This window comes from Shinella zoogloeoides (assembly GCF_030733845.1).
Taxonomy (GTDB): Bacteria; Pseudomonadota; Alphaproteobacteria; order Rhizobiales; family Rhizobiaceae; genus Shinella; species Shinella zoogloeoides_C.
Map to the genome: position 1 here is coordinate 3,925,196 of NZ_CP132311.1, position 25,917 is coordinate 3,951,112.

28 protein-coding genes are annotated in these 25,917 nt (G+C 65.6%); 10 read left to right on the plus strand and 18 right to left on the minus strand.

The annotated features are described in order from the left end of the window. Position 1: 1 nt before the first annotated feature. From Q9316_RS20260 to Q9316_RS20285, 6 genes are all read right to left on the minus strand, one after another. Positions 2–1,279, minus strand: coding sequence for an imelysin family protein (locus Q9316_RS20260; protein ID WP_306033351.1), 1,278 nt, complete (start codon positions 1,277–1,279; stop codon positions 2–4). 211 nt (positions 1,280–1,490) lie between these two features. Next, positions 1,491–2,780: an RsmB/NOP family class I SAM-dependent RNA methyltransferase gene (locus Q9316_RS20265; RefSeq protein WP_306033352.1), complete on the minus strand. Its 1,290-nt coding sequence runs from the start codon at positions 2,778–2,780 to the stop codon at positions 1,491–1,493. A gap of 79 nt (positions 2,781–2,859) precedes the next feature. After that, entirely contained in the window at positions 2,860–3,222 is a 363-nt protein-coding gene (locus Q9316_RS20270; RefSeq protein ID WP_371877939.1) for a septal ring lytic transglycosylase RlpA family protein, read from the minus strand. A gap of 360 nt (positions 3,223–3,582) precedes the next feature. Further along, positions 3,583–4,458, minus strand: a complete 876-nt coding sequence (locus Q9316_RS20275) for an SDR family oxidoreductase (RefSeq protein ID WP_306033353.1) — start codon at positions 4,456–4,458, stop codon at positions 3,583–3,585. After that, complete coding sequence (gene queG / locus Q9316_RS20280; RefSeq protein WP_306033354.1) at positions 4,455–5,600, minus strand: tRNA epoxyqueuosine(34) reductase QueG; 1,146 nt, start codon at positions 5,598–5,600, stop codon at positions 4,455–4,457. Before queG ends, Q9316_RS20275 begins: the two co-directional genes overlap by 4 nt. 7 nt (positions 5,601–5,607) lie before the next feature. Beyond that, on the minus strand, positions 5,608–6,300 hold the full coding sequence (locus Q9316_RS20285; RefSeq protein ID WP_306033355.1) for a glutathione S-transferase family protein: 693 nt from the start codon (positions 6,298–6,300) through the stop codon (positions 5,608–5,610). Positions 6,301–6,489: 189 nt separating this feature from the next. Here Q9316_RS20285 and Q9316_RS20290 point away from each other — a divergent pair, with 189 nt between their 5' ends. Beyond that, a complete protein-coding gene (locus Q9316_RS20290; protein WP_306033356.1) occupies positions 6,490–7,296 on the plus strand; it encodes an undecaprenyl-diphosphate phosphatase in 807 nt (268 codons plus the stop codon). 146 nt (positions 7,297–7,442) lie between these two features. Here the strand turns inward: Q9316_RS20290 and Q9316_RS20295 are convergent, their stop codons facing one another. The 7 genes from Q9316_RS20295 to dnaN form a co-directional block, all read right to left on the minus strand. After that, positions 7,443–7,724 (minus strand): hypothetical protein, encoded by a 282-nt coding sequence (locus Q9316_RS20295; protein WP_306035389.1) that lies wholly within the window; start codon positions 7,722–7,724, stop codon positions 7,443–7,445. A 13-nt stretch (positions 7,725–7,737) separates the two neighbouring features. Further along, positions 7,738–8,718: a complex I NDUFA9 subunit family protein gene (locus tag Q9316_RS20300; protein WP_306033357.1), complete on the minus strand. Its 981-nt coding sequence runs from the start codon at positions 8,716–8,718 to the stop codon at positions 7,738–7,740. Positions 8,719–8,837: 119 nt separating this feature from the next. After that, positions 8,838–9,125 carry a DUF1330 domain-containing protein gene (locus Q9316_RS20305; protein ID WP_306033358.1) on the minus strand — a complete coding sequence of 96 codons (288 nt, stop codon included), beginning with the start codon at positions 9,123–9,125 and terminating at the stop codon, positions 8,838–8,840. A gap of 10 nt (positions 9,126–9,135) precedes the next feature. Continuing rightward, positions 9,136–9,834, minus strand: coding sequence for an orotidine-5'-phosphate decarboxylase (pyrF, locus tag Q9316_RS20310; RefSeq protein WP_306033359.1), 699 nt, complete (start codon positions 9,832–9,834; stop codon positions 9,136–9,138). 1 nt (position 9,835) lies between these two features. Then, positions 9,836–10,417, minus strand: a complete 582-nt coding sequence (locus Q9316_RS20315) for a histidine phosphatase family protein (protein WP_306033360.1) — start codon at positions 10,415–10,417, stop codon at positions 9,836–9,838. Positions 10,418–10,426: 9 nt separating this feature from the next. Further along, positions 10,427–11,029, minus strand: a complete 603-nt coding sequence (pmtA, locus tag Q9316_RS20320; RefSeq protein WP_306035374.1) for a phospholipid N-methyltransferase PmtA — start codon at positions 11,027–11,029, stop codon at positions 10,427–10,429. A 212-nt stretch (positions 11,030–11,241) separates the two neighbouring features. Continuing rightward, positions 11,242–12,360, minus strand: a complete 1,119-nt coding sequence (dnaN, locus tag Q9316_RS20325; protein WP_306033361.1) for a DNA polymerase III subunit beta — start codon at positions 12,358–12,360, stop codon at positions 11,242–11,244. A gap of 214 nt (positions 12,361–12,574) precedes the next feature. On the opposite strand from dnaN, the gene rsmI reads away from it, so the two are divergent. The 9 genes from rsmI (at position 12,575) to Q9316_RS20370 (ending at position 22,017) form a co-directional block, all read left to right on the plus strand. Next, positions 12,575–13,501: a 16S rRNA (cytidine(1402)-2'-O)-methyltransferase gene (gene rsmI / locus Q9316_RS20330; protein WP_306033362.1), complete on the plus strand. Its 927-nt coding sequence runs from the start codon at positions 12,575–12,577 to the stop codon at positions 13,499–13,501. Then, positions 13,491–13,859 (plus strand): YraN family protein, encoded by a 369-nt coding sequence (locus tag Q9316_RS20335; RefSeq protein WP_306033363.1) that lies wholly within the window; start codon positions 13,491–13,493, stop codon positions 13,857–13,859. The genes rsmI and Q9316_RS20335 overlap by 11 nt, the downstream gene beginning before the upstream one ends. Before the next feature lie 103 nt (positions 13,860–13,962). Further along, the gene (locus tag Q9316_RS20340; RefSeq protein ID WP_306033364.1) at positions 13,963–15,261 is read left to right on the plus strand and encodes an extracellular solute-binding protein; all 1,299 of its coding nucleotides are present in this window, start codon (positions 13,963–13,965) and stop codon (positions 15,259–15,261) included. A gap of 156 nt (positions 15,262–15,417) precedes the next feature. Then, positions 15,418–16,299, plus strand: coding sequence for an ABC transporter permease subunit (locus Q9316_RS20345; protein WP_306033365.1), 882 nt, complete (start codon positions 15,418–15,420; stop codon positions 16,297–16,299). A 14-nt stretch (positions 16,300–16,313) separates the two neighbouring features. Then, complete coding sequence (ugpE, locus tag Q9316_RS20350; protein WP_306033366.1) at positions 16,314–17,156, plus strand: sn-glycerol-3-phosphate ABC transporter permease UgpE; 843 nt, start codon at positions 16,314–16,316, stop codon at positions 17,154–17,156. 11 nt (positions 17,157–17,167) lie between these two features. Further along, entirely contained in the window at positions 17,168–18,277 is a 1,110-nt protein-coding gene (gene ugpC / locus Q9316_RS20355; protein ID WP_306033367.1) for a sn-glycerol-3-phosphate ABC transporter ATP-binding protein UgpC, read from the plus strand. Further along, positions 18,277–19,269: an endonuclease/exonuclease/phosphatase family protein gene (locus Q9316_RS20360; RefSeq protein WP_306035375.1), complete on the plus strand. Its 993-nt coding sequence runs from the start codon at positions 18,277–18,279 to the stop codon at positions 19,267–19,269. The genes ugpC and Q9316_RS20360 overlap by 1 nt, the downstream gene beginning before the upstream one ends. Positions 19,270–19,329: 60 nt before the next feature. After that, positions 19,330–20,274, plus strand: coding sequence for a glutathione synthase (gene gshB / locus Q9316_RS20365; RefSeq protein WP_306033368.1), 945 nt, complete (start codon positions 19,330–19,332; stop codon positions 20,272–20,274). Between the two features lie 210 nt (positions 20,275–20,484). Next, positions 20,485–22,017, plus strand: a complete 1,533-nt coding sequence (locus tag Q9316_RS20370; RefSeq protein WP_306033369.1) for a YifB family Mg chelatase-like AAA ATPase — start codon at positions 20,485–20,487, stop codon at positions 22,015–22,017. A 213-nt stretch (positions 22,018–22,230) separates the two neighbouring features. Here Q9316_RS20370 and Q9316_RS20375 read toward each other — a convergent pair whose 3' ends face one another. The 5 genes from Q9316_RS20375 to dut form a co-directional block, all read right to left on the minus strand. Continuing rightward, the gene (locus Q9316_RS20375) at positions 22,231–22,629 is read right to left on the minus strand and encodes a VOC family protein (RefSeq protein ID WP_306033370.1); all 399 of its coding nucleotides are present in this window, start codon (positions 22,627–22,629) and stop codon (positions 22,231–22,233) included. A gap of 66 nt (positions 22,630–22,695) precedes the next feature. Then, positions 22,696–23,664, minus strand: a complete 969-nt coding sequence (cysK, locus tag Q9316_RS20380) for a cysteine synthase A (RefSeq protein ID WP_306033371.1) — start codon at positions 23,662–23,664, stop codon at positions 22,696–22,698. A gap of 130 nt (positions 23,665–23,794) precedes the next feature. Further along, positions 23,795–24,412 carry a LysE family translocator gene (locus Q9316_RS20385; RefSeq protein ID WP_306033372.1) on the minus strand — a complete coding sequence of 206 codons (618 nt, stop codon included), beginning with the start codon at positions 24,410–24,412 and terminating at the stop codon, positions 23,795–23,797. A 74-nt stretch (positions 24,413–24,486) separates the two neighbouring features. Continuing rightward, entirely contained in the window at positions 24,487–25,371 is an 885-nt protein-coding gene (locus Q9316_RS20390; RefSeq protein WP_306033373.1) for a GNAT family N-acetyltransferase, read from the minus strand. Positions 25,372–25,374: 3 nt separating this feature from the next. After that, positions 25,375–25,848, minus strand: a complete 474-nt coding sequence (dut, locus tag Q9316_RS20395) for a dUTP diphosphatase (protein WP_306033374.1) — start codon at positions 25,846–25,848, stop codon at positions 25,375–25,377. Positions 25,849–25,917 lie beyond the last annotated feature (69 nt).

Below are 25,917 nucleotides of genomic sequence, written 5' to 3' on the forward strand. Positions count from 1 at the left end.
ATCATTGGAAGACAGCGTTAGGATTATCCAGGCTGTCGGAACCTTCAAGCTCGATCTTGCCCAGGTCCAGCGACCCGATGACGCGTTCGATGGTCTTCGTCTGGTCGATCAGGCTGTCGACGGCGGCCTGGACGACCTTGTTGCCCTCTTCGTTGCCTTCGCCGATCATCTGGTCATAGGCCTCGCCGCCTTCCGCGCGGTCCACCAGCGCCTTGAAGGCGGCATGGCTGGCGTCGAGCTTGCCCTTCATCTCCGTGTCGAGCGCGGCGTCCTTTTCCGCGACGAGTTCGGAGAGCGACGGGCCGGTCATCTTCGTGCCGTCAGGACGGGTGTATTCGCCCGTATAGACGGTCTGGATGCCGACGACGTCGTAGTAGTGCGAGTTGTGCGTGTTGTCGGAGAAGCAATCGTGCTCCTCTTCCGGATCGTGCAGCAAGAGGCCGAGCTTCATGCGCTCGCCGGCCAGTTCGCCATAGGAGAGCGAGCCCATGCCGGTCAGCATGGCGGTGATGCCGGCCTTCGGATCGGCGGTCACGTTCTTGGTGGCGTCGCCGTCGGCGGCCCATGCCTTCACCATTTCCTCGAGATCGGTGACGAGCAGTGAGGTGGCGGACTTCAGGTAGGCGGCGCGGCGGTCGCAATTGCCGTTGGTGCAATTGGCTGTATCGTAGTCGCTCGCCTGGCGGTTGCCCGCGCCCTTGCCGGTGCCGTTCAGGTCCTGGCCCCAGAGCAGGAATTCGATGGCGTGGTAGCCGGTGGCGACGTTCGCCTCGACCTCGCCCGCCTCGTGCAGTTCCTGCAGAACTGCCGGCGTGATCGTGGTGGCGTCGATCGCCTTGCCGCCGATCTCCAGCTTCGGATTGGCGATGACATTGCCGACGAAGAGGGCGTTCTCGTCGCTTTCCGTGCCGTAGCTCGCATCGACATAGTCGATCAGGCCTTCGTCGAGCGGCCAGGCGTTCACCTTGCCTTCCCAGTCGTCGACGAGCGGATTGCCGAAGCGGTAGGCTTCCGTCTGCTGGTAGGGCACGCGGGACTTCAGCCACGCCTCGCGCGCCGCCTTCAGCGTTTCGTCGCTCGGCTTGGCGATGAGGGCGTCGACCGCCGCGTCGAGCGCCTTGGCGGCGTCCAGCGAGTCGGAATATTTGGCATGGGCGATCTCGGCATAATGCTTGACGATCGCCGCCGGATCGGCGGCCGCGTGGGCGGAACCGATGGCAAGGCTTGACGCCGCGGCAGCAAGCGCAAAGGCAGCCGCGCGAAGGAAGGAAGTGGTCATGACGTCTCCTGGTGTCCTGTTTGGCGTGTCCCCCCGACACCGGACGCCGCAGCCTGCCTGCCGGCAGGTCGCTGCCCGGATGGCCCGGCGGGCCGCCGGGCTCGGGATTATTCAGGCATTTCTGTCATGGACCAAATAAAAACTGGTGTCAAAGTGTATAGTTTAGAACGATTTCAAGCTTTTGCCGCGCTTTTGACTAAGTGCAACAGGATCAGGCCTTGCGGCCCATCGCGCAGAAGAAGAAACCGTCCGTATCGGTCGAGGCCGGCGTCAGCGTGACGGTCCTGCCGTCGCGGGACCAGGGCTGCGGCTCGCCGGCGCCGAAGAGCTTCTGCCAGGTGTCGGCGGCCGACAGGATCTCGAATTCCGGATTGTTCTTGCAGAAGCCGTGTACCTGTTCCTCGTTCTCCTGCGGCAGGATCGAACAGGTGACGTAGAGCAGGAAGCCGCCGGGGCGCACGAAGGCGCTGGCATTGGCAAGCGCCTCCTGCTGCTGCACCAGGCGCTCTTCGAGGTTCTTCTCGGTGAGGCGCCATTTGGTGTCCGGCCGCCGGCGCCAGGTGCCGGTGCCGGTGCAGGGCGCATCGACCAGCACGCGGTCGAAGCGGGCCTTCAGCGGCGAGAGGCTGGAAATGTCCTCGTGGACCTGGACATTGCGGGTGCCGGCGCGCTTCAGCCGCTCGATGATCGGGGCGAGGCGCTTGCGGTCGGTGTCGTAGGCATGCACCTGGCCCTTGTTGTTCATCGCGGCCGCCATGGCGAGCGTCTTGCCGCCGCCGCCTGCGCAGAAGTCGAGCACCTGCTCGCCCTCTTGAGGCGCGACGAGGTCGGCGACGATCTGAGAGCCTTCGTCCTGCACCTCGAACCAGCCCTTCTGGAAGGCGAGGTCGGCGGTGACGTTGGGCAGACGCGCCGGGCCTTCGCCGGCCGGAATGCGGATGCCCTGGCGGGCGATGGCCGAGGCGACCGCCGCGTTGCGCTCGAGCGCTTTCAGCACCTTGTCACGGCCCGCCTTGAGGGTGTTCGCGCGCAGGTCCAGCGTCGGCCGGCCGGCGAGCGCCTTGGCCTCGGCCAGCCAGTCGCCGGAGAAATTCGTCTCGAAGGAAGGCTGGATCCATTCGGGGATGTCGCCCTGCACATGCGGCGCGGCTTCATCGAGCGCGCGGGCGCGAAAGGCGGCCAGCTTTTCGTCGGAAAGCGGCTCGGGGGCAAAGCGGTCGCCGTCGAATTCGCCGGCAAGCGTTTCCGGTGCAAGACCCCACTGGCGCAGCAGCACCGCATAGCCGAGGGCCGTGGGGCTGTCGTCGTCCATCAGGAAGGCGTGCGACAGTTTCATGCGCAGCGCGTCGTATACGATATTGCCGATCGCGGCGCGGTCGCCGGAACCGGCGAACCGATGGGAGAGGCCCCAGTCCTTGAGCGCATCGGCGACGGGACGCCGCCGGGTCTCGATATCGGTCAGAACCTCGATGGCTCCCGAGAGCCGCCCACCCAATCGCATCCGTTTACTCCGTTTTGCGTCGTGGTAGCGGCGGAATGCGGGAAGAGCAAGCCGGAAGCCGCAGATTCGCGGTCTGAGGTCAGCCGATGACTTCGTAGCAGATCTTGGCGTGGCCGGAGCGGACCATGCCGATGTTCGACGCGGCGGCCTTCGAAAGGTCGAGCACGCGGCCGCGGATGAACGGGCCACGATCGTTGATGCGCACCACCACGCTCTTGCCGTTTTTCGCGTTGGTCACCTTCACCTTGGTGCCGAAGCGCAAACTCCGGTGGGCGGCGGTCATGAGGTTCGGATTCATGCGCTCGCCGGACGCCGTGCGCGAATGCAGCGCATACCACGAGGCGCGGCCGCAGCCGGCGGCCTGGGCATCAGAGAATGTAACGAAGGTGGAGGAGGCGGTGACGAGAGAAGCAAGCACGAGGCTGGAGAGCTTGAGCATCATGTATCGGATGACCTTCCGGGAACGCAGTGAATTTCCGCTGTATGGTCGCCCTATGAGGAAGCAAAAATGGCGAAAACGTGCCTCAACCGGCCGCAATTGCTGGCGAGGTGGCGCCGGATATACAGTCCATCGCCAACGATGGATTTTTAATCTTCGTTAATGAGGCCGAAAAGAATCTTCCGAATCAGTGACTAAACTGGATCGACTTGGAAGTTGGAATGCGCGTGCGGCAATCGTGCAAATTTTCGGAAAAAACTTTTAATATTAGCAATTGCTGCGCAGGAATTCGGCGGCAAAAATGAGGCAGATAAATTTCAGGTTGTATAAAATCGCAAAAGTAGAATTTGCGGACCCACTCCCTCAACCCCTCCAGCGCCCGGACGAGTACAACTCGGCGAGCGACTGGTGGTAATTCGGGAAGCGGAATTCAAAGCCCGCAGCCTTCAGTTTCGCGTTCGAGACGCGCTTGTTCTCACCATAGAAAGACCGGGCCATGGGGGAAAGTTCCGCCGTTTCGAAAGAAATGTCCGGCGGGATCGGCAGGCCCATCAGCCGCGCGGCCTCCGCTACCACGTCCTGCGGCGGGCCGGGCTCGTCGTCGGTGATGTTCCACACGCCGCCGAGATGCCTGTCGGCGAGGAAGAGGGCCGAGCGGCCGATGTCTTCGACGCGGATGCGGTTGAATACCTGGTCCTTCTTGATGAGGCGGCGGGCGGTGCCCTCTTCCATGTTGCGCAACGCGTTGCGGCCCGGCCCATAGATGCCGGCAAGGCGCAACACCGCGACGGGCAGGCCGGATGCCGTGCCGAAGGCGAGCCAGTGGTTCTCCGCCTCGACCCGCTCGACGGAGCGGGCGGAAACGGGGTTCATCACGGTCTCCTCGTCCACCCAGCCGCCCTTGTGATCGCCATAGACGCCGACGGTGGACAGATAGCCCGCCCATTCGAGCCTCGGCATCAGGGAAGCGAGCGCGGGCGCTCCGGGGCGGAACAGCGGATCACCGTCCTTGCCGGGTGCGATCGACTGCACGACATGGGTGGCGCGCGCCATGTCGGCGGCAAGAGCGTCCGAAACCGCGCCGCCATCGTAGAGGATCGGCTCGATCCCGAGCTGGCGAAGGCTTTCGGCCTTGTCGGCGGAACGGGTCGTGCCGGAGACGGAAAAGCCGGCCTGCCGGAAAACGTCGCCTATGGCCTTGCCGGAAAAGCCGGCGCCGAGGATCAGGAGGTGTTTCATCGTGCGTCCGCCTTCGCTCTTTCGTATTCCGCGCGCACGTCGTCGTCCGCGTCCTCCACCCTTCCTGCCGCAAATCTCTCGAATTCGCCAGCGTCCATCAGGCGGGAGAGCGCCCATGCGGCCATGCCGCGCACCACGGGCGCGGCATCGTCGGCAAGGCGGGTGCAGTGCTCGATCAGGCCGCGTTCGCCGGAATTGCCTGCGGCGATCAGGACGTTGCGCACGAAACGGTCCCGGCCGATGCGCTTGACGGGCGAGCCGGAAAAATGGGTGCGGAAGCCGGGATCGTCGAGCGTCAGGAGATCGGCGATGGCGGGAGCTTTCAGTTCTTCGCGCGCCACCAGTTTCATCTCGGAGGCCGCGGCGGCGAACTTGTTCCAGGGACAAGCGGCGAGGCAATCGTCGCAGCCGTAGATGCGGTTGCCGATCCTCGGGCGCAGGGCCGGATCGATCGTGCCCTTGTGCTCGATGGTGAGATAGGAGATGCAGCGCCGCGCATCGAGCTTGTAGGGCGCGGGGAAGGCGTCCGTCGGACAGGAATCGAGGCACGCCCTGCACGAGCCGCAATGGTCGCGCTCCGGCTCGTCGCGCAAGAGATCGGCGGTGGTGAAGAGGCTGCCGAGGAAGAGCCAGGAGCCATGCGTGCGGCTGACGAGGTTGGTGTGCTTGCCCTGCCAGCCGAGGCCGGCCGCCGCCGCCAGCGGCTTTTCCATCACCGGCGCCGTATCGACGAAGACCTTGACGTCGGCCCCGCCACGCGCGGCAAAGCGCGTCGCCACTTCCTTGAGCTTGCCCTTGATGATGTCGTGATAGTCGCGGTTCTGCGCGTAGACGGAGATCGCCGCGCGGTCCGGCGTTTCGAGCACGGCGCGCGGATCGTGCTCAGGGCCGTAGTTCATGCCGAACAGCACGACGGAGCGCACCTCGCTCCACAGCACGCGCGGATCGGCCCGGCGCGCCTCGGTTTCGGCCATCCAGTCCATGGTGCCGTGATAGCCGGCGGCAAGGAAATCCGTGAGGCGCGCCGGCGCCTCGGGAATGGAGTCGGGGCCGGTGATGCGACAGAGGTCGAACCCCTTGTCCGCCGCTTCCGCCTTGACGAAATCGGTCAGGCGGCGGCGTTGCCTCTCCTCGCCCGACATGGCGTCCTCAGAAGTCCAGGTCCGCGTAGTGCGAGACGGGGGTGACGCCGCGCACGCGCTCGGCCAGCAGCGGACGGAAGGACGGGCGGGATTTCAGCCGCTGGTACCATTCCTTGGCCTGCGGCGCATCGGCCCAGTTGATCTCGCCCATATAGTCGAGCACCGAAATGGCGGCCGCGGCGGCAAGGTCGGCATAGCTCAGCCGGTCGCCGGCAAGATAGGTGCGCGAGCCGGCAAGCCAGGACAGATACTTCATGTGCTGGCGGATATTGGCGCGCGAATTGCGCAGGATCTTGCTGTCCGGCGGCCCGCCGCCCTGGTCGGGCGTCATCTGCAGCTTGAAAATGCGCTCGCGCACCAGGGGACGCGTGACGTCCTGCTCCATCTTCTGCATGAACCATTCCGTGAGGCGGCGGATTTCCGCGCGCTGGAACGGGTCCTCGGCGAGGAGACGGCGGTCGCGCTTGAGGACGCCGTGCGTCTCGTCGAGATATTCCGAGATAATGCTCGCGCCACAGAGCGCCCGCATGCTGTCATCGACATAGACGGGCAGCGTGCCGGCCGGGTTGAGAGCGAGAAAATCGCGGCGGTTTTCCCAAGGCTGCTCGTCGGCAAGTTCCGTCTGGAAGCCGTATTCCGCCAGGATGAGGCGGACGAAGCGGGAGGCCGAAGACATCGGGTGTTGATAGAGTGTGGGCATGAACGCTGCTTTTACTCGTCTTGCGGAAGGGGCTTTGCCGGGCCGACCGCCTCATGCGGAACTGATTTGGCGACGGCTGATTTGACGAACCTATAGAAATTTGGTGGTACAAACACAAGCGAATCGGGCTTTTTGCCGAATATCCGCTTCAGCATTGCGCCTTTCCTTCCGTTTTCCCAAGGAACTTTCATGGCAGACCAGTCCATCGTCAGCGCCCTCATCCTCGGTCTCATCGAGGGCCTGACAGAATTCATCCCGGTATCCTCCACCGGTCATATCCTGCTGGCCGGGCACTTTCTCGGCTTCAAGTCGCCGGGCAACACCTTCGCCGTCCTGATCCAGCTCGGCGCGATTCTCGCGATCCTCTCGGTCTATACCGCAAAGCTGTTGCGCATCGCCTTCGCGCTGCCCACGAGCCCCGAGGCACGGCGCTTCGTCATCAGCGTGCTTGTCGCCTTCCTGCCGGCTGCCGTCATCGGCGCGCTGGCGCATGATTTCATCAAGTCCGTGCTCTTCGAAACGCCGATGCTGATCTGCGTCGTGCTGATCGTCGGCGGCATCATTCTCTACGTGATCGACCAGCTTCCGCTGAAGCCGCGTTATACGGACGCGATGCAGTATCCGCCGTCGCTCGCCTTCAAGATCGGCCTGTGCCAGTGCCTCGCGATGATCCCCGGCACATCGCGTTCCGGCGCGACGATCGCCGGCGCCCTGCTGATGGGCACGGACAAGCGCTCGGCGGCGGAATTCTCGTTCTTCCTCGCAATGCCCACCATGGTCGGCGCCTTCGCGCTCGATCTCTACAAGAACCGCGATGCGCTCTCGTCGGACGACCTGCTCGTCATCGGCGTCGGCTTTGCCGCCGCCTTCGTCGCCGGGCTCTTCGTCGTGCGCAAGCTGCTCGACTTCGTGTCGCGCCGCGGCTTCACGCTCTTCGCCATCTGGCGGATCGTCGTCGGCACGCTGGGCCTGATCGCCCTGTTGGTCTGGGGATGAAAGACCGGCTTCGGCCGGCCTCTTCAGGCTGGCGGAGGCTTACTTGACCGAGGCGGTCGTGCAGGGATCGACGCCATAGGCCGGCGAGCAGCCGGGCTTGCCGGCGGAAACGGTCGAGGGCGCGACAAAGGACCCGGCCACGATGATCAGAGCCGAAAATCCGAAGAAGATTGCAATTGCCTTGCCCATTTGCGCCGAAAGCCTCTCAAAGTGCTGAAATGCGCCGCTGCATGACCCTCACGCAGTACGCGGCGCGGGCGGTGTTTATTCGCTGCTCCAGCGACAATCAATATCGCGTCATGCTGAATCGCGCGTAAATGCCGCAACGCTTTTTTTAACCGCTGCATAAGTGCAACAGCACGCTCAAAGCGCTTTCGGAAAAACGAAGCGGCCACCGAGGGGATTGCCCCTGCGGCGGCCGGTTTCATGGAGAATGGATGCTCAGGCCGTGCGGTCGATCTTGGTGAACTGGCCCTGCTGGCGGTAGCGCACGAGATAGCTCGGCAGGATCACCTCTGCCAGGACCGGCTCGATGCCGATGGCCTCCAGCGTGCGGCCTTCGCTGCGGGCGGCGTCCGAGACGATATTGTCCGAGCGCAGCAGCGTGACTTGGTCGGAGGTCAGCGGCGGCGTGATGAAGGGCACCAGAGAGGCGATGGAGCCGATCAGCGAGGCGATGCCGAAAGGCAGCGAGACGAGCGGCTTCTTGCGGTCGACCACGCGCAGCATCAATTCGAGACACTGGCGGAAGGTCAGCACTTCAGGGCCGCCGAGCTCGTAGATGCGGCCGCGCTCTATCGAGCCGTCCACCGAGCGGGCGACCGCTTCGGCGACGTCGGCGACATAGACCGGCTGGAACCTGGTGTTGCCGCCGCCGATGAGCGGCAGCGCCGGCGCATAGCGCGCCATGGTGGCGAACTTGTTGAAGAAGCCGTCTTCCGGGCCGAAGACGATGGAGGGTCGCAGGATGACGGCATCCGGCAGGGTGCGCAGCACCGCCGCTTCGCCGCGGCCCTTGGTGCGGGCATAGGCGGAGGCGGACTTCTCGTCGGCGCCGATCGCGGAAATATGGGTGAGCTTGGCACCGACGGCGCGGGCGGCCTCGGCAACGGCGCGGGCGCCGAAATCCTGGACGGCGTCGAAGGTGTTGCGGCCGCTCTCGAAAAGCACGCCGACACAGTTGATGACGTGGTCGGAGCCCTCGACGGCGCGGTCGACGGACTGGCGATAGCGCAGGTTCGCCTGGACGCAGGAGATCTGGCCGACGCCGCCGATCGGCTGCAGGAAGCCGGCAAGATCCGGGCGGCGCACGGCGACGCGGATGCGGTAGCCGCGGCGCGCCAGCGCGCGCACCACATGACGCCCGACGAAGCCCGAGCCGCCGAAGACGGTGACGAGCGGCGGAAGGTTGGACAAGGTCATGTGGCTGCTCCTGGACAATAGGAAGGGTAGGTGAGGCCTACATAGCCCAAACCGTCCGCGAGGTGAAGCGCGGCGAAGCGTCTCTGTTGCCGGATTTGCAAGCGCTTGCGGCGCTCTCTTCAGAGCCCCTCGACGACCACCATTTCCGCGTCCGCCACTTCCTGGCGTATGGCGGCGGCGATCTGGTATTCCGGCGAGTTGTAGCAGTCGACGGCCGCGGCCAATGAGGGGAACTCGATGATCACGTTGCGGGCGCGCACGCGGCCTTCCAGTCGTTCGAAAGCGCCCCCGCGGGCGATGAACTTCGCGCCGTATTTCTCGAAGGCCGGCTTGGCGGCGGCGACATAGTCCTTGTAGCGCTCGGCGTCGCGCACGTCGACCTGTGCAATCCAGTAGCCCTTCGGCATGTCTCTCTCCCTATGCTGTGAGTGCGCCGTCCATTTCGGCGAGGATCGCGCGGGTGGCGGCCAGCGGATCGGCGGCCTTGACGATCGGGCGGGCGACGACGAGGTGGCTGGAGCCGGCCTTCAGCGCATCGGCCGGCGTCATCACGCGCTTCTGGTCGCCGAGTTCCGCGCCGGCCGGGCGGATGCCAGGGGTGACGATCGCCATGTCGGGGCCGACGATCTTGCGCACGGCGCTCGCCTCTTCGGCGGAGCAGACGACGCCGCCCATGCTGGCGATGCGCGCCTGTTCGGCACGGCGCAGCACGAGCGTATGCGGATCGTATTCGTAGCCGGCGTCGATGACGTCCTTTGCGTCCATGGAAGTGAGCACCGTGACGCCGAGGAGGCAGAGGTCGGAGCCCTTTGCGGCCGAAACGGCGGCGGCCATCGCCTTCGGATAGGCGTGCAGGGTGAGCATGGACATGCCCATCTTGACGATGTTCTCGACGCCCTTGGCCACCGTGTTGTCGATGTCGAGCAGCTTCATGTCGAGAAAGACCTTCTTGCCGTCCTTGGCAAGGTCACGGGCAAATTCCAGGCCGCCGGCGAAGACGAGCTGATAGCCGATCTTGTAGAAGAGGGCGGTGCTACCGAGCGTCCGGACCACCTTTTCCGCCTCCGCGATGGTGGGTACATCGAGGCCAACGATCAGGCGGTCGCGCGCGGACATGTCACATCCCCTTCCAAGATTCCATTGGCGTCCAGTCGCATGTGACGGCGCGGTCCGCAAGACGGAAAGCGAAAAGATTGCCGCCGCCCGGCGGCTGGTCGCCGTCGCGCTTGATCGGCGTTCCCTTGAGGTGGCATTTCAGCAGCGTGCCGACGCCGCCATGGCCGACGAAAGCGACGGGAATGGCCGGGTCATGGCCTGTGAGCGCCCGCTCGACGGCCGAGACGATACGCGCCTGCGCGTCCACCGCGCGCTCCCAGCCGTGAAAGCTCTCCTCGGGATGGGCGAAGAACCAGTCGGCCGCCTTCTCGAAGGCGTCCGGCGGCAGGAAGCCGGTGGCGGAACGGTCGTTTTCGCCCATGGCATGGTCGGTCTCGACCGGGCGGCGGCCGGCGGAAACGATATCCGCCGTCTCGATCGCCTTGCGTTCGGTGCTCGCGACGAAGCGGCCGATCCCGCCGGCCCACTCCGCCGCTGCCGCAAGCAGGGCGCGCTCCCGCCCGCGCTCCGAAAGGCCCCAATCGGGCACCGGCACGGCCGGATCGATCAGGACCTGCGGATGGGTGATGTAGAGTGCGAACATCGCCGCTCCTCAATGGGTGCGGCGGTAGGTCCATAGCTGCGCCGGCGGGATGTTGCGCACGACAAAGTCGAGATGCGTGATCTGGTAGCGGTCGGGCATGGCGACGACGGGCGAAAGCGGCCCGTAGGAGATCTGCACGACGGGGCGGCCGGCGGGGATGCGGGAGAGAAGATCCTCGATCAGCGACACGCGCTTGTGCATCGGGAAGTTCAGCAGCGGCACGGCGGAGATGACGCTGTCGAAGGTCGCGTCGCGCAGATCGCCGAGGGCCCTGTCGAGGTCGAAGGCATCGCCGTTGATGAAATTGACGCCGTGGAAGCGCTCGACGAGATGATTGTAGAAATCCGTGGAGAACTCGACCGAGGTGAGTTTTTCCGGGGCAAGGCCGGTTCCGAGGATCGCCTTGGTGATGACGCCGGTGCCGGGGCCGAGTTCGAGAACCGGCAGGCCGGAGGTGGAATCGATGACGCTCGCCATGCGGCGCGCGGTGACCGAGGAGGTGGGAATGATCGAGCCGACGGCCCTCGTATTGCTCATCCAGCCCTTGAAGAAGCGGATTTCGTCGTCGAACTTCTTGCCCAGCCGTTCCTTCACCTTCACGCGCAACGTCATGCCATCCCCCTTCATGGTCGCATATTGGCCGGCGGCGGGTTTCATGCCCTCCGCGTTGTTCGGCCGTCAGCGCATATGTGACGCGGTTTGCGTCAAAAACAAGTCTGATTGCGCCGCCGCCTGCAAGTTTCTCGGGCGGCTCCGCTGCTTACAAAAAACCCGCCGGCGGCCGGCGGGTTCCAGAACGGTTTCCCGATGCCGGCAGGCTGGGTCTACACGCGCATCGGCATGAGCACGTAGAGCGCGTCGTCGCCGGCAAGGTCGCGCACCAGCGTCGGCGAGCCCGGATCGGCCAGCATGAACACGGCTTCCGAGCCGGAAAGCTGCGCGGTGATGTCGAGCAGGTATTTGGCGTTGAAGCCGATTTCGAGCGGATCGTTATCGTAGCCGACCGCCAGTTCTTCGGTCGCGCTGCCCGAGTCCGGGTTGTTGACGGTCAGCGTCAGCTGCCCGTCGGCGAGCGCCAGCTTCACGGCGCGGCCGCGCTCGGAGGAAATGGTGGAAACGCGGTCGACGGCCTGTGCGAAGGACTGGCAGTCGATCTTCAGTTCCTTGTCGTTGTTGGCCGGGATCACGCGCTGGTAATCCGGGAAGGTGCCGTCGATCAGCTTGGAGGTCAGCACGATCGAGCCGATGGTGAAGCGGATCTTCGCGTCGGACACTTCCACGGTGACGACGAGATCCGGGTTGTCGACCAGCTTCTGCAGCTCGCCGACCGTCTTGCGCGGGATGATGATGCCCGGCATGCCTTCGGAGCCGGACGGCGCCTCGACGTCGGCGCGGGCGAGACGGTGGCCGTCTGTGGCGACGGCGCGCAGCTTCAGCTGGCCGTTGCTCTCGATCGTGTGGATGAAGATACCATTGAGGTAGTAGCGGGTCTCCTCCGTCGAGATCGCGAACTGCGTGCGATCGATCAGCATCTTGAGATCCGTCGCCTTGAGGCGGAAGGTGTGCGAGAAGCTGCCGGCGGTGAGGTCCGGGAAGTCCGACTGCGGCAGGCATTGCAGCGAGAATTTCGAGCGGCCCGAGGCGACCGTCATCGAGGCGCCGTCGACGCTCGTGGCCAGCAGCACTTCCGAACCGTCGGAAAGCTTGCGCACGATGTCGTAGAGAAGATGGGCCGGGACGGTCGTTGCGCCGGCCTGCTCCACCTGGGCGGGCGTCGCCTCGGTGATCTCGAGGTCGAGGTCGGTCGCCTTCATGTCGAGGCTGGCGCCGTCCGAGCGCAGGAGCACGTTCGAGAGGATCGGGATCGTGTTGCGCCGTTCGACCACGCGATGGACGTGGTTCAGCGACTTCAGAAGGTTGGACCGCTCGAGAGTAATGCGCATGGAACTGTACCGCTTTCGACCGCTAGCACGCCGGAAGCCGGCGCGGCATTGCCTTGAAATCCCGGCCAGCGCCGGAAGATGTGGACGCGCAAAATGGCAGAAGTTCCGGCAGGATTGCAAGTGCTAACGGTGTGGACGGCGTGTTCCTCAACGGCTGTCCCTTGCCGGGGCCTTTTCGCTCGCCCATAAGGAGACAAAAGAAAGGTGGCGGACGATGCGGGAAGACATGACGGCAAGCGGGGCGGGCGAGGGCGGAAAGACGTTTCGCCTGCACAATGCCGTCATCCCGGCCCGGCCGCTGGAGCCGGCGCTCTACCTGGTCGCGACGCCCATCGGCAATCTCTCCGATATCACGCTGCGGGCGCTCGAAACGCTGGCCGGCGCCGATGTGCTCGCCTGCGAGGACACGCGCGTGACCCGCGTGCTGCTCGACCGCTACGGCATCGTCAACCGGCCCTATGCCTATCACGAATACAATGCGGACGAGGCGGGGCCTCGGCTCATCGCCGCGCTGGACGCCGGCAAGTCCGTGGCGCTGGTCTCCGATGCCGGCACGCCGCTCGTCTCCGATCCGGGTTACCGGCTGGCGTTGCTCGCCATCGCCGCCGGCCACCGCGTCGTGCCCATTCCCGGTGCCTCCGCGCCGCTCGCCGCGCTCGTCGGCTCGGGCCTGCCGAACGACGCCTTCTTCTTCGCCGGCTTCCTGCCCTCCAAGGACAAGGCGCGGCGCGACCGCCTCGCCGAGCTCGCGCAGGTTCCCGCGACACTGCTGTTCTTCGAATCGCCGCATCGCATCGCCGCGACGGTGGCGGCCGCGGCCGAGGTGCTGGGCGACGAGCGTCCGGCCTGCGTCTGCCGGGAACTGACCAAGACCTTCGAGGAATTCCGCAGAGGCACGCTCGGCGACCTCGCGGCCCATTATGGCGACGGCCACACCGTCAAGGGCGAGATCGTCTTCGTCATCGGCCCGCCGGGCGAGGCGGCAGCACCCGAGGCCGAGGATGTCGACCGGCTGCTGGCGGCGCTCGTCAAGGACATGTCGGCCGGCAAGGCGGCGACCGAGGCGGCGCGCCAGACCGGCCTGCCGCGCCGCGACCTCTACCAGCGCCTCATCGATTTGAAGGGCGGCGATGCGGGATAGGCAGGCGGATCCGAACAGGCTCAAGGCCTTCCGCTGGGGCCATGTCTCCGAATATGCCGCCGCGCTCTATCTGATGGTGAAGGGCTACCGCATCCGCGCCATCCGCCATCGCACCAAGCTCGGCGAGATCGACATCATCGCGCAGCGCGGCGATCTCGTCGTCTGCGTGGAGGTGAAGGCGCGGCGCGATCTCGACAGCGCCGTCTTCGCCGTCACCGGAACCGCCCAGCAGCGCATCCGCGCGGCGAGCGATCTCTGGCTCGCCCGCCAGCCGGACGCCCACCGCCTCTCGCTGCGCTATGACATCGTTGCGGTCCTGCCCTGGCGGCTTCCCAGGCACTTCGAAGATGCGTTTTGATCAAAAGGAAAATGTAACGAAACTGACATGAAAGCGTAACGCGCCTGTCATGGCCGCTCATTAGTGCACGCCTCACACCAAGTCCGGTGAAGAGGAGCAACCCATGTTCAAGCCGCTTTCCCTCGCAGGTTTCGCACTCGCAATCTCCGCCACGACGTCGATGGCCGCCACCGACATCACCTGGTGGCACGGCATGGCCGGCCGCAACGGCGAGGTCATCAACGAGGTCGCCCAGAAGTTCAACGCCGCCCAGTCGGCCTGCGTCATCACGCCGGTTTCCAAGGGCACCTACGAGGAAGCGCTCGCATCCGGCATCGCCGCCTTCCGCGCGGGCGAGCAGCCGAACATCCTCCAGGTCTTCGACGCCGGCGCGGCGACGATCATCAACGCTCCGGGCGCGGTCATCCCGGCCGAGGACCTGATCACCGGCGCCGGCCACACCTTCGACCGCGAAGCCTTCATCGAGGGCGTGCGCTACTTCTACGCTGCGCCCGACGGCAAGTTCGTCGGCATGCCGTTCAATTCCTCGGCGCCCATCATGTATGTCAACACCGAAGCCCTCGAGAAGATCGGCGCCGAAGCGCCGAAGACCTGGGAAGAGTTCGAGGCGCTTGCCCCGAAGCTCAAGGAAGCCGGCTACCTGCCGCTCGTCCAGTCGCAGCTCACCTGGCAGTTCACGGAAAACTTCTTCTCGCGCCACAACATCCAGTTCGCGACGAACAACAACGGCTACGATTCGGTCACCGACACCAAGATCAGCATGACGGATCCTAACCTCGTCATGATGTTCACCAAGCTCAAGGCCTGGGCAGACGAAGGCTATTTCGGCTATTACGGCGCCGGCTGGAACGACAACCAGAAGCTCTTCGAGGACGGCAAGGCCGCCTTCTGGATCGGCTCCTCGGGCTCGTTCGGCGGCCTCCAGAAGACCGCGCAGAAGCCGTTCTCGGCGACCTTCCTGCCCTATTGGCAGAGCGTGAAGGGTGCGGGCACCAACACCTTCATCGGCGGCGCCGCGCTCTTTGCGATGTCCGGCAAGCCGGAGGCCGAGAACAAGTGCACCGCCGACTTCTTCCAGTTCCTGACCTCGCCGGAAATCCAGAAGTTCTACCATCAGGCAACCGGCTACGTCGCCATCACCAAGGCGGCCTACGAGCTGGCGAAGTCCGAGGGCTACTACGAGAAGACCCCGGTCGCCGAAGTCGGCATCCAGCAGCTCATGCTGCCGTCGGGTGACTGGTCGAAGGGCTACCGCCTCGGCTTCTACCCGCAGATCCGCGAGATCATGGAGCGCGAATACGGCCGCATCTTCGCCGGTGAAACCTCGGTCGAGGACGGTCTGAAGACGATCGAAACCGAAGCGAACGACCTGCTCGCCCGCTTCGCCAAGACCGCCGGCTGATAGGGAAGGGTTCCCCCTCACCCCGCCTCCGCTTCGCTCGGCGACCCTCTCCCCAGGGGGAGAGGGGGACCGGCGACGCTGCCACATCTTCCCTTCTCCCCAGCGGGGAGAAGGTGGCCGGCAGGCCGGATGAGGGGGGCTGACAAAGGATCGCTTATGAAGCGCGTGCAGTTCTCCTCGCCTTTTCTGCCCTATCTCTTCCTCGCGCCGCAGATGGCGATCATCGTCGTGTTCTTCTATTGGCCGTCCGTGCAGGCGATCCAGTCGTCCTTCTATCTGGAGGACCCCTTCGGCTTCGGCTCCACCTTCGTCGGCCTCGGCAACTATGCCGACGCGCTCGGCTCCGTGCAGTACCAGTCGATCGCCCGCTTCACCGTAGTCTTCACGGCGCTCGTCACCTTCCTTTCGCTCGGCATCGGCATGCTGCTTGCCGTGAAGGCGGATGCGGTGCTGAAGGGCAGCTCCACCTACAAGACGCTGCTCATCTGGGTCTATGCCATCGCCCCGCCGGTCGCCGGCCTCATGGGCATGATGTTCTTCGACCAGCATATCGGCCCGCTGGTGAAATTCGCCGCCCTCTTCGGCTGGGACATGAAGGTCGGCCTCGACTACAACGACACGGCGATCGCCATGATCATCGTCTCGACCTGGAAGCAGATTCCCTACAATTTCATCTTCATTCTCTCGGGGCTCCAGAGCATTCCGGCCTCCGTGCGGGAAGCCGCCGCCATCGACTGCCGCTCGGGTTTCCGGCGCTTCTGGACGATGACGCTGCCGCTGCTCGCGCCCACCGCCTTCTTCCTGCTCATCATCAACATGACCTATGCGCTCTTCGACACGTTCGGCGTCATCGACGTGATGGTGAAGGACAAGGCCGCCAACAACCCGATCACGCTCGTCTACAAGGTCTATATGGACGGGTTCCGCGGCAATGACCTCGGCGGCTCCTCGGCCCAGTCCGTCATCCTGATGATCGTCGTCTTCGTGCTCACCATCTTCCAGTTCCGCTTCATCGAGCGGCGCGTGCACTACACCTGAGAGGGCGCCCGCCAATGAACCGTATCCGCCTGTTCGATCATATCGTCCTGCTCCTCGGCGTCTTCGTCATGGTGGCGCCCGTGGTGGTCGCCTTCATGACCTCGACCCACGACGCGGCCGACATCCACCGCAACGGCCTCTCCCTCACCTGGGGCGGCAATTTCACCGAGACCTACAACACCGTGCTGACGCGCGAAGGCGGCTTCACCGGCAAGATCACCGGCGCGCGCATGATCTGGAATTCGTTGATCCTCGGCGTAGGCTTTGCGGTGGGCAAGATCGTGCTGTCCATGCTGGCGGCCTACGCCATCGTCTATTTCCGCTTCAGGCTCGGCACGCTGTTCTTCTGGATGATCTTCACGACGCTGCTTCTGCCGCTCGAAGTGCGGATCGTCCCCTCCTATGCCGTAATGAACAAGCTTTCGCTGACCAACACCTATACCGGCCTCATCGTGCCGCTGCTGGCCTCCGCCACCGGCACCTTCTTCTTCCGCCAGTTCTTCAAGTCCGTGCCCGAGGAGTTGCTGGAGGCCGCCCGCATCGACGGGGCTGGCCCGTTCAAGTTCTTCATCGACGTCCTGGTGCCGCTCTCGCGCACGATGATCGCGGCCATCTTCATCATCATGTTCGTCTATGGCTGGAACCAGTACCTCTGGCCGACGCTGATGACCACGGACGAGCGGTTCTTCACGCTGGTGCGCGGCATCAAGCAGATCCTGCTCGTCTGGGTGGGCTCCAACATTCCCGACTACAACGAGGCCTTTGCGCTGGCGATCCTCGCCATGCTGCCGCCGGTGATGATCGTGCTGATCTTCCAGCGGTGGTTCATCAAGGGCCTCACCGAAAGCGACAAGTAAGGAGTCTTCCGATGGCATCGATCGGCATCAAGGACGTATCCAAGATCTACAATGGCGGCGTGACCGCGGTCAGCTCCGTCAGTATCGATATCGCCGACGGCGAGTTCATCGTGCTCGTCGGCCCGTCGGGCTGCGGAAAGTCGACGCTTCTGCGCATGGTCGCCGGGCTGGAGACGATCAGCAAGGGCGAGGTTACGATCGGCGATCGCACCGTCAACGAGGTCGATCCGGCCGACCGCGACATCGCCATGGTCTTCCAGAACTACGCGCTCTACCCGCACATGACGGTTTACGACAATCTCGCCTACGGCCTGAAGAACCGCCGCACGCCGAAGGCCGAGATCGATGCGCGTGTGGCGGAAGCCGCCCGCATGCTGGAGCTCCAGCCCTATCTCGAAAGAAAGCCCCGCGCGCTCTCGGGCGGCCAGCGCCAGCGCGTCGCCATGGGCCGCGCCATCGTGCGCAAACCCTCCGCCTTCCTTTTCGACGAGCCGCTATCGAACCTCGACGCCAAGCTGCGCGTCTCCATGCGCGGCGAAATCAAGCGCCTGCAGCGCCGCGTCGGCACCACCTCGATCTACGTCACGCACGACCAGCTCGAGGCCATGACGCTCGCCGACCGGCTCGTCGTGCTGTCCGGCGGCAGGATCGAGCAGATCGGCCGCCCGCTCGATGTCTACCACCGCCCGGCCACCATCTTCGTGGCGAGCTTCATCGGCTCGCCGGCCATGAACCTCGTGGGCGGCGAAGTGCATGGCAGCAAGCTGGCGCTCGGCCCGGCGCTGATCGATCTCGGCGCATCGGTCCCCACGCAGGGCGCGGTGACCGTCGGCCTGCGCGCCGAGGACCTGCGCCTGCATCGCGGCGCGGACGGCGCACTGCCGTTCCGGATCGACTATGTCGAGGAACTGGGCGCGCAGCGCCTCGTGCACGGCCTCGTCGGTGACCAGTCGCTGGTCGCTGCACTCTCGTCCGAGATCCCATTGCCCGAAACCGCCTCGCTCTCCATCGCACCCTTCAGGCTGCATTTCTTCGACAGTGCGAGCGGCCGCCGCATCGACTGGTCGGGCGCGGAACAGAGCTTGGCCGCGAGCGTTCCTGCTCTGGAGGCGACCGCATGATGATCCGCACCACCACAGACCGGCTTGCCGCCCCGAGCGCGGAAGATCGCGCCGGGATCGCCGCCCTTGAAAAGACCATCGCCGCGCATGACGCCCGCATGGCGGAACTGCCCTGTATGAATGCCGTGGAAACGGGCGGCCGCGCCGAACGCGCCGAGCCGCTGCCCTTCCCCTTCACCGTCGCCGCCTGGAACCTGGAGCGCTGCCTGTTCCCGCTGCAAAGCGCCGAACATCTCGGCATCACCGGCGCCGAAATCGTGCTGCTCTCGGAAATGGACGACGGCATGGCCCGCACGCGCCAGCGCCACACCACGGCCGAGGTCGCCGAGCAGCTTGGCATGGCCTATCTCTACGGCGTCGAGTTCATCGAGCTCGGCCTCGGCTCCGAGACGGAGCGCGAATTCTGCAAGGACGATTTCAACCGCCGCGGCCTGCACGGCAACGGCCTGCTTTCCACCGTGCCGCTGCACGAACCCTTCCTGCTGCGCCTCGAAGGCGAACGCCTCTGGTTCATCGGCGAGGTCGACCAGCCGCGCCTTGGCGAGCGCATGGCGATCGGCGGTGTGGTCAATACAGAAGCCGGCCCGATCGTCCTCGTGTCGACGCATCTGGAAAGCGTCACCACGGCCATCTATCGGGAACGCCAGATGATCGGCCTCATCAATGCGCTCGACGCGGCCTTTCCCGGCCTGCCCATCCTGATCGGCGGGGACCTCAACACCGGCAACCATGCCGGCGGCGATTTCGAGGCCGAAGGGCTTTTCGCCCGGGCGGCCGAGCGCGGCTTCACCCGCCACGGCGGCCCGCTCGATGTCATGACCACGCGCCCGAGCCTCATTACCCGCTGGCCCGAGCGGGCGATGAAGCTCGACTGGTTTTTGTCGCGCGGCCTTACCGTTTCGCAGGTCGAGATCGTTCCTTCGCTCTCTCCCGCCGGCAAGCCGCTCTCCGACCACGACCTCATCACCTGCCGCATCGACGGCTTTGCCTGAGCCCGTTGCCATAGCGCCTGACGCATCCTAAATGTGTCGGGCATCCTCAGGGGACTTTTCATGGCAAAGATCAAGAACGTCGCGGTCCAGATGGACCATGTATCGACCATCAACATCGCGGGCGATTCCACCTTCGCCATGAGCATCGAGGCGCAAAGCCGAGGCTACAGGCTCTTCCACTACACGCCCGGCCGGCTCAGCCTGCGCGACGGCAAGGTCTACGCCACCGTCGAGCCGATGGAGCTGCGCGACGTCAGGGGCGACCATTACACGCTGGGCGAAGCCGAGCGCGTTGACCTCTCGACCATGGACGTGGTGCTGCTGCGCCAGGATCCGCCCTTCGACATGGCCTACATCACCTCGACGCATCTGCTGGAGCGCATCCACCCGAAGACGCTCGTCGTCAACGATCCGGCCTGGGTGCGCAACTCGCCGGAAAAGATCTTCGTCACCGAATTCGCCGACCTGATGCCGGCAACCCTGATCACCCGCGATCCCGCCGAAATCCGCCGCTTCCGCGACGAGATGGGCGACATGATCCTCAAGCCGCTCTACGGCAATGGCGGGGCCGGCGTCTTCCATTCCACCAAGGACGACCGCAACCTCTCCTCGCTGCTCGAAATGTTCGGCCAGATGTTCCGCGAGCCCTTTATCGCCCAGCAATACCTGCCGGACGTGCGCAAGGGCGACAAGCGCATCATCCTCGTCGACGGCGAGCCGGTCGGCGCGATCAACCGCGTGCCGGCCGAACATGACGCCCGTTCCAACATGCATGCCGGCGGCCGGCCGGAGGCGACGGAGCTGACGGCGCGCGAGAAGGAGATCTGCTCGCGCATCGGCCCGGCGCTGCGCGAGCGCGGCTTCCTGCTCGTCGGCATCGATGTCATCGGCGACTACATGACCGAGATCAACGTGACCTCGCCGACCGGCATCCGCGAGGTCAGGAACTTCGGCGGCGCCGATATCGCCGCCCTCCTGTGGGACGCCATCGAGAAGAAGCGCTGACCTTTCCGCAAAAGGCATGCGCGGGACGTTCCGTTCGCGAACGTCCCGCCTTCGTTCCAGGAATGCAACCGAACACAACCAAAGCGTGGAAAATCCCTTCGCAAGTTCTATAATTGTTCTTGTTTCATTCCATGTTTCATGCCAGATTTGCGGATGCAACCCTGGGGCGGCTTCGAAGACCGTTTTCGGCCGGGGCGAGCGGGGGCGATCATGGTGGCACGGGTTGGTACGATTGCGTTTCAGGGCATCGAGGGCGTGCCCGTGGACGTGCAGGTCATGGTGGCGCCCGGCAAGGTGGGCATGCAGATCGTCGGCCTGCCGGACAAGGCGGTCGCCGAAAGCCGTGAGCGCGTGCAGGCCGCCCTTCATGCCTCCGGCCTCTCGCTGCCGCCCAAGCGCGTGACGGTCAACCTTGCGCCCGCCGATCTTCCCAAGGAAGGCAGCCACTACGATCTCGCCATCGCGCTCGGCCTCATGATGGCGCTCGGCGCCGTGCCCGGCGATGCGCTTGAGGGTTTTCTCGTCATCGGCGAACTCAATCTCGACGGCACGATCGCGCCCGTCGCCGGCGCCCTGCCTGCCGCGATGGGCGCGAATGCGCTCGGCAGGGGGCTCGTCTGCCCGGCGGAAAACGGCGCGGAGGCGGCCTGGGCCGGCGGCGGGCTCGACATCCTGGCGCCGCGAAGCCTCATCGCGCTCGCCAATCATTTCAAGGGCACGCAGGTGCTGTCGCGGCCGGTGCCGGCGATCCGGGCATCCGCCGCGGACCTGCCTGACCTCGCCGATATCCGTGGCCAGGAAAGCGCCAAGCGCGCGCTGGAGGTGGCGGCCGCCGGCAGCCACAACCTGCTGATGGTCGGTCCCCCAGGCTCGGGCAAATCCATGCTCGCCGCGCGCCTTGCCGCCATCCTGCCGCCGCTCTCGCCGACGGAGCTGCTCGAAGTCTCGATGATCCACTCCATTGCCGGCCAGCTCTCCGGCGGCCGGCTGTCGGATCGCCGGCCCTTCCGCGCTCCGCACCATTCCGCCACCATGGCGGCGCTTGTCGGCGGCGGCGCGCGGGCGAAACCCGGCGAGGTCTCGCTCGCCCACAATGGCGTGCTCTTTCTCGACGAACTGCCGGAATTCTCGCCGCAGGCGCTCGATGCGCTGCGCCAGCCGCTCGAAACGGGCGAGTGCATCATCGCGCGGGCAAACCACCGCGTCAGCTATCCGGCCGCCGTGCAGCTCGTCGCGGCCATGAATCCCTGCCGCTGCGGCATGGCGGGCGAGCCGGGCCGCACCTGCGCGCGCGGCCCCCGCTGCATGAGCGATTATCAGGCGCGAGTCTCCGGCCCCCTGATGGACCGCATCGATATCCGCATCGACGTGCCGGCGGTCTCCGCGACGGACCTCCTGCGCCCCATGGCGGCGGAGCGGAGCGAAACCGTCGCCCGCCGCGTCGCCCGGGCCCGGGCCTTGCAGATCGACCGCTTCGCCCGTCTCGGCATGGGCTCGGTCACGAGCAATGCCCGTGCCTCGACCGCGCTCGTCGAAAAGATGGCCGAGCCCGATCCCGGCGGTCTCCAGCTTCTGCGCGATGCGGCCGAGAAGATGTGCTTTTCCGCGCGGGGCTATCACCGCGTCCTCAAGGTCGCCCGCACGCTCGCCGACCTCGACGAGGCCACGGTCGTCGGCCGCATCCACCTGGCGGAGGCGATCTCCTACCGCATTGCCGGCGAGCGGCTGATCGCGGCGGCGTGAGCCTGTTGTGGGCGACGAGATAGCCGACCGCTGATTTGGTGGCGGCTGATCTGGTGAAAGGCGGACGGATCGATTCGGTCGAGGCTTGTCCATCATTCATCGTGCTGCGGACGGCGAGGGCGTGTTGGACAGATGCTTAGTTGCTTAGTGATCAGGGAGGGAACCTGACGCGTACGAGCGCTGAATACCGATTTTAAGCTCGGCTGACCGGCGTCAGGCCGGCCCCTTGAAGACGGCTTCGATCCTGTGCCCGTCGGGGTCGATGACGAAGGCGGCATAATAGGTCGAGCCGTAGTGCGGCCGAAGGCCCGGCGGGCCGTTGTCGGTGCCGCCAGCGGCAAGGGCGGCAGCGTGGAAGGCCTCGACCGCCTTTCTGCTCGGTGCCGCAAAGGCGATGTGAAAGCCCGGGCCCGGCGCGCGGGCCGCATTGCCCTGTTGCTTGAGGGCCAGCTTGTCGCCGCCATCAGGCGGCCCGTAGCCGACGGCCTGGTCCGGCTCGCCGGGACGAATATCCGACCAGACGCGGACATGACCGAGCGGGGCCAGCACCGCGTCGTAGAACGTTGCCGCGCGCTCCAGGTTGGAGACGCCGAGGGAGAGATGGTGGAGCATGTTTCAGGCTGCTGGGCGGGCGAAGGGGTAGCCCGTCGCGAGTGCGGCACGACGGGCGGTTTGACGTCAGCCCCCGAGGCCTTCGAAAAGCGCTGTGGAAAGATAGCGCTCGGCGAAGGAGGGGATGATGACGACGATGGTCTTGCCGGCGTTTTCCGGGCGGCTGCCCACCTTGGCGGCGGCGGCCAGCGCTGCGCCGGAGGAAATGCCGACCGGCACGCCTTCGAGGCGGGCGACGAGGCGGGCATTCTCGAAGGCCTCGTCATTGGAGACGGTCACGACCTCGTCGTAGATCGCCGTGTCGAGCACGGCCGGGGCAAAGCCGGCGCCGATGCCCTGGATCTTGTGCGGGCCGGGATTGCCGCCGGAAAGCACCGGACTGTCGGTTGGTTCGACCGCGACGACCTTCACGCCGGGCTTTTTGGCCTTCAGCACCTGGCCGGCGCCGGTGATCGTGCCGCCCGTGCCGATGCCGGAGACGAGGATGTCGACCGCGCCGTCCGTGTCGTTCCAGATTTCCTCCGCCGTCGTCCTGCGGTGGATGTCCGGATTGGCGGGATTTTCAAACTGCTGGGGAATGACGGCGCCCTCGATCGTGGCCGCAAGTTCCTCCGCCTTGGCGATCGCGCCCTTCATGCCCTTCGGTCCCTCGGTCAGCACCAGTTCGGCACCGAGCAGGGCCAGCATCTTGCGCCGTTCGATCGACATGGTCTCCGGCATGGTCAGGATGAGGCGATAACCCTTGGCGGCGGCGGCGAAGGCGAGCGCGATGCCGGTATTGCCCGAGGTCGGCTCGACGAGCGTCGACTTGCCGGGCGTGATCTTGCCCTGCGCTTCCAGCGCCTCGATCATCGCCACGCCGATGCGGTCCTTGACGGACGCGATCGGATTGAAGAATTCGAGCTTGGCGAGGAGGGTGGCGTTGACGCCCTTTTCCTTCGCGAACTTGTCGAGCCGCACGATCGGCGTATCGCCGATGGTCTCGGTGATGGAGGCATAGATACGGCCGCGGCCGGGTTTGCGTGTGTCGGTCATCGGGTGCTCCTCGGTTCTCGTTGAGGGAGAATGTAGGAGGGAATTCCGCCTTAGACGAGTCCGGATTTCGCGGCAAAAACGCCGAAAGCGGAATAATCGGCTTGCACTCCGGCAAAAGCCGGATCGTCCCTCATGCGGCGCGGGTCGCGATATAGGCGGCGGTGCCGGCAAGGATGCCCGCGGCAATGCGGTTCAGGCGCTGCAGCGCCTTCGGCTGCCTGAGGAGAAGCCGGGCACGCGAGGCGAGCGCCATATAGGGAACGAGCACGGCGAGAAGCACCACGAAGGTCGCGCCCAGCAATAGGCCATAGTCCCTGAGGCCGATCGTGTCGAGGTCGATCAGTGTCGGCACGAGCGCGACGTAGAAGAGCATGGTCTTCGGGTTGCCGAGCGTCACGAACAGGCCGGAGAGGAAGGAGGCGGTCATGCTGGTCGAGCGCCGTGCCTCGATGGTCTGCGGCAGAAGGCCCGTCGTCCAGAGCTTCCAGGCTATGTAGACGAGATAGAGCGCGCCGGCGAACTTGATCAGCATGAAGGTTGTGGTGAAGGTCTGCGCGATGAAGGCGAGGCCGAGAATGACCGCCGTCAGGTAGACCATGTCGCCGAGGATGAGGCCGAGCCCCATGAAGAAGGTCGGCCGGAAGCCGGAGCCGAGCGCACGGGCGACGATCGCGGTCACGCCGGGACCGGGAATGATGGCGGCGATGAACAGGGCGCCGGCATAGGCGAGAAGGACGGCAAAGGTCATGGGAGCTCCCGGAAGGTGAGGCAGGCTACGCCTGCCGATGGCCCCCGGCAAGAGCGTCCATCCGTGGCGGCGGATCAGAATTCCGCCATGGGCGGCAGGGCGAAAGGCCCCTTGGGCCGCAATCCGTTTCGCGTGCGCAGCATCAGTGTCATGTCGCCTGTATCGGGCAGAGCCTCGCCCTCCCACGACAGGCGATCGGGCGCGAAATGCACGACGGCCCGTGACGGCGCGATCCGGAGGCTCGCCAGAATGTCCGCGAGCGCCGGAATGCGCGCGCCGACAATATCCAGCAGCTCGAAGCCGCCATCCTCGCCCTCCTGCCAGGCAAGAACGATGTTCTCGTCCATCAGGTCGAGCCGCAGGTCCGGCATCAGGCTCGCGTTGAAGAGGAACATTTCCTTCTGCCGCAACGGTGCAAACCGACTGGATACCGGCTCGCGGTCATCGAGCAGCCTGCCGAGCAGCGCCATGTCCGCCGCATTTCCGATCTCGAGGCGGCGCACGGGACGCGCCGTTCCACCTGCAGGCGCCGGGCCGGCGAAACGGTGCTGCTCCACGGGTTCGAAACCATGGCGGCGGTAGAGCGCAGGCGTATCGGTCAGCAGCGCAACGGCCTCGAAGCCGTCCGCATCGCAATGCGCCAGCGCTGCCTGCACGACGTCGCCATAAAGGCCCCGGCCGCGATGATCCGGCCGCACCGCGCCCGATTGCAGGCCCGCCGCGCGCACGACACGGCCTTCCACCATGAGCGGCAGCGAAAAGGCGGTGAAGTTGGCGATGCAGGCGCCCGCCGTATCGAACCAGCCGAAGGCGACGCTGCTCGGGTCCGGCCCGCCGAGCCGGTCCAGCACCGTCACGTCGATGCCGAAGACGTCCTGCATAAGGCCGGCGAGCGCGCGCCATGCCGTGGGATCGCCGAAATAGTTGGAGCGGAAGGTCAGCCCGGTGCGGTCGGACATGGTTCAGCGCACGCCGGTGGAGCCGAAGCCGCCGGCGCCGCGGGCGGTTTCGCTGGCCTGGGTCGCCTCGCGCACGGCAACCTGCGTGACGGGCGCGATCACCATCTGGGCGATACGCATGCCGCGCTCGATGACGAAGGGCTCGTCGCCGAGATTGGCAAGCAGCACCTTCACCTCGCCGCGATAGTCGCTGTCGACGGTGCCGGGCGTGTTGAGGCAGGTGATGCCGTGCTTGAAGGCGAGACCGGAGCGCGGGCGGATCTGGCCCTCGTAGCCATGCGGGATTTCGAAGACGAGGCCGGTCGGCACCAGCGCCCGCTTTCCGGGGGCGAGCGTCAGCGGGGCGTCGGCCTCGACGGCGGCGCGCAGGTCCATGCCGGCGGCGCCTGATGTCTCGTAGGCGGGAAGCTCGATGCCCTCACCATGTGGCAGGCGGAGGAGAGAGAGCGTGGGCTGGGAAGGGGCGTGCGCGTTCATGCGCCCATAAGCCGGCGGCAGTGCCACCCCGTCAATTGCATCTTCCCGGCGGAGACTGTAAAGACCGCG

Coding starts and splice junctions, on each gene's coding strand:
- Q9316_RS20260 (WP_306033351.1), bottom strand. CDS start 1,279: ATGACCACTTCCTTCCTTCGCGCGGCTGCCTTTGCGCTTGCTGCCGCG.
- Q9316_RS20265 (WP_306033352.1), bottom strand. CDS start 2,780: ATGCGATTGGGTGGGCGGCTCTCGGGAGCCATCGAGGTTCTGACCGAT.
- Q9316_RS20270 (WP_371877939.1), bottom strand. CDS start 3,222: ATGATGCTCAAGCTCTCCAGCCTCGTGCTTGCTTCTCTCGTCACCGCC.
- Q9316_RS20275 (WP_306033353.1), bottom strand. CDS start 4,458: ATGAAACACCTCCTGATCCTCGGCGCCGGCTTTTCCGGCAAGGCCATA.
- queG (WP_306033354.1), bottom strand. CDS start 5,600: ATGTCGGGCGAGGAGAGGCAACGCCGCCGCCTGACCGATTTCGTCAAG.
- Q9316_RS20285 (WP_306033355.1), bottom strand. CDS start 6,300: ATGCCCACACTCTATCAACACCCGATGTCTTCGGCCTCCCGCTTCGTC.
- Q9316_RS20290 (WP_306033356.1), top strand. CDS start 6,490: ATGGCAGACCAGTCCATCGTCAGCGCCCTCATCCTCGGTCTCATCGAG.
- Q9316_RS20295 (WP_306035389.1), bottom strand. CDS start 7,724: ATGAAACCGGCCGCCGCAGGGGCAATCCCCTCGGTGGCCGCTTCGTTT.
- Q9316_RS20300 (WP_306033357.1), bottom strand. CDS start 8,718: ATGACCTTGTCCAACCTTCCGCCGCTCGTCACCGTCTTCGGCGGCTCG.
- Q9316_RS20305 (WP_306033358.1), bottom strand. CDS start 9,125: ATGCCGAAGGGCTACTGGATTGCACAGGTCGACGTGCGCGACGCCGAG.
- pyrF (WP_306033359.1), bottom strand. CDS start 9,834: ATGTCCGCGCGCGACCGCCTGATCGTTGGCCTCGATGTACCCACCATC.
- Q9316_RS20315 (WP_306033360.1), bottom strand. CDS start 10,417: ATGTTCGCACTCTACATCACCCATCCGCAGGTCCTGATCGATCCGGCC.
- pmtA (WP_306035374.1), bottom strand. CDS start 11,029: ATGACGTTGCGCGTGAAGGTGAAGGAACGGCTGGGCAAGAAGTTCGAC.
- dnaN (WP_306033361.1), bottom strand. CDS start 12,360: ATGCGCATTACTCTCGAGCGGTCCAACCTTCTGAAGTCGCTGAACCAC.
- rsmI (WP_306033362.1), top strand. CDS start 12,575: ATGCGGGAAGACATGACGGCAAGCGGGGCGGGCGAGGGCGGAAAGACG.
- Q9316_RS20335 (WP_306033363.1), top strand. CDS start 13,491: ATGCGGGATAGGCAGGCGGATCCGAACAGGCTCAAGGCCTTCCGCTGG.
- Q9316_RS20340 (WP_306033364.1), top strand. CDS start 13,963: ATGTTCAAGCCGCTTTCCCTCGCAGGTTTCGCACTCGCAATCTCCGCC.
- Q9316_RS20345 (WP_306033365.1), top strand. CDS start 15,418: ATGAAGCGCGTGCAGTTCTCCTCGCCTTTTCTGCCCTATCTCTTCCTC.
- ugpE (WP_306033366.1), top strand. CDS start 16,314: ATGAACCGTATCCGCCTGTTCGATCATATCGTCCTGCTCCTCGGCGTC.
- ugpC (WP_306033367.1), top strand. CDS start 17,168: ATGGCATCGATCGGCATCAAGGACGTATCCAAGATCTACAATGGCGGC.
- Q9316_RS20360 (WP_306035375.1), top strand. CDS start 18,277: ATGATCCGCACCACCACAGACCGGCTTGCCGCCCCGAGCGCGGAAGAT.
- gshB (WP_306033368.1), top strand. CDS start 19,330: ATGGCAAAGATCAAGAACGTCGCGGTCCAGATGGACCATGTATCGACC.
- Q9316_RS20370 (WP_306033369.1), top strand. CDS start 20,485: ATGGTGGCACGGGTTGGTACGATTGCGTTTCAGGGCATCGAGGGCGTG.
- Q9316_RS20375 (WP_306033370.1), bottom strand. CDS start 22,629: ATGCTCCACCATCTCTCCCTCGGCGTCTCCAACCTGGAGCGCGCGGCA.
- cysK (WP_306033371.1), bottom strand. CDS start 23,664: ATGACCGACACACGCAAACCCGGCCGCGGCCGTATCTATGCCTCCATC.
- Q9316_RS20385 (WP_306033372.1), bottom strand. CDS start 24,412: ATGACCTTTGCCGTCCTTCTCGCCTATGCCGGCGCCCTGTTCATCGCC.
- Q9316_RS20390 (WP_306033373.1), bottom strand. CDS start 25,371: ATGTCCGACCGCACCGGGCTGACCTTCCGCTCCAACTATTTCGGCGAT.
- dut (WP_306033374.1), bottom strand. CDS start 25,848: ATGAACGCGCACGCCCCTTCCCAGCCCACGCTCTCTCTCCTCCGCCTG.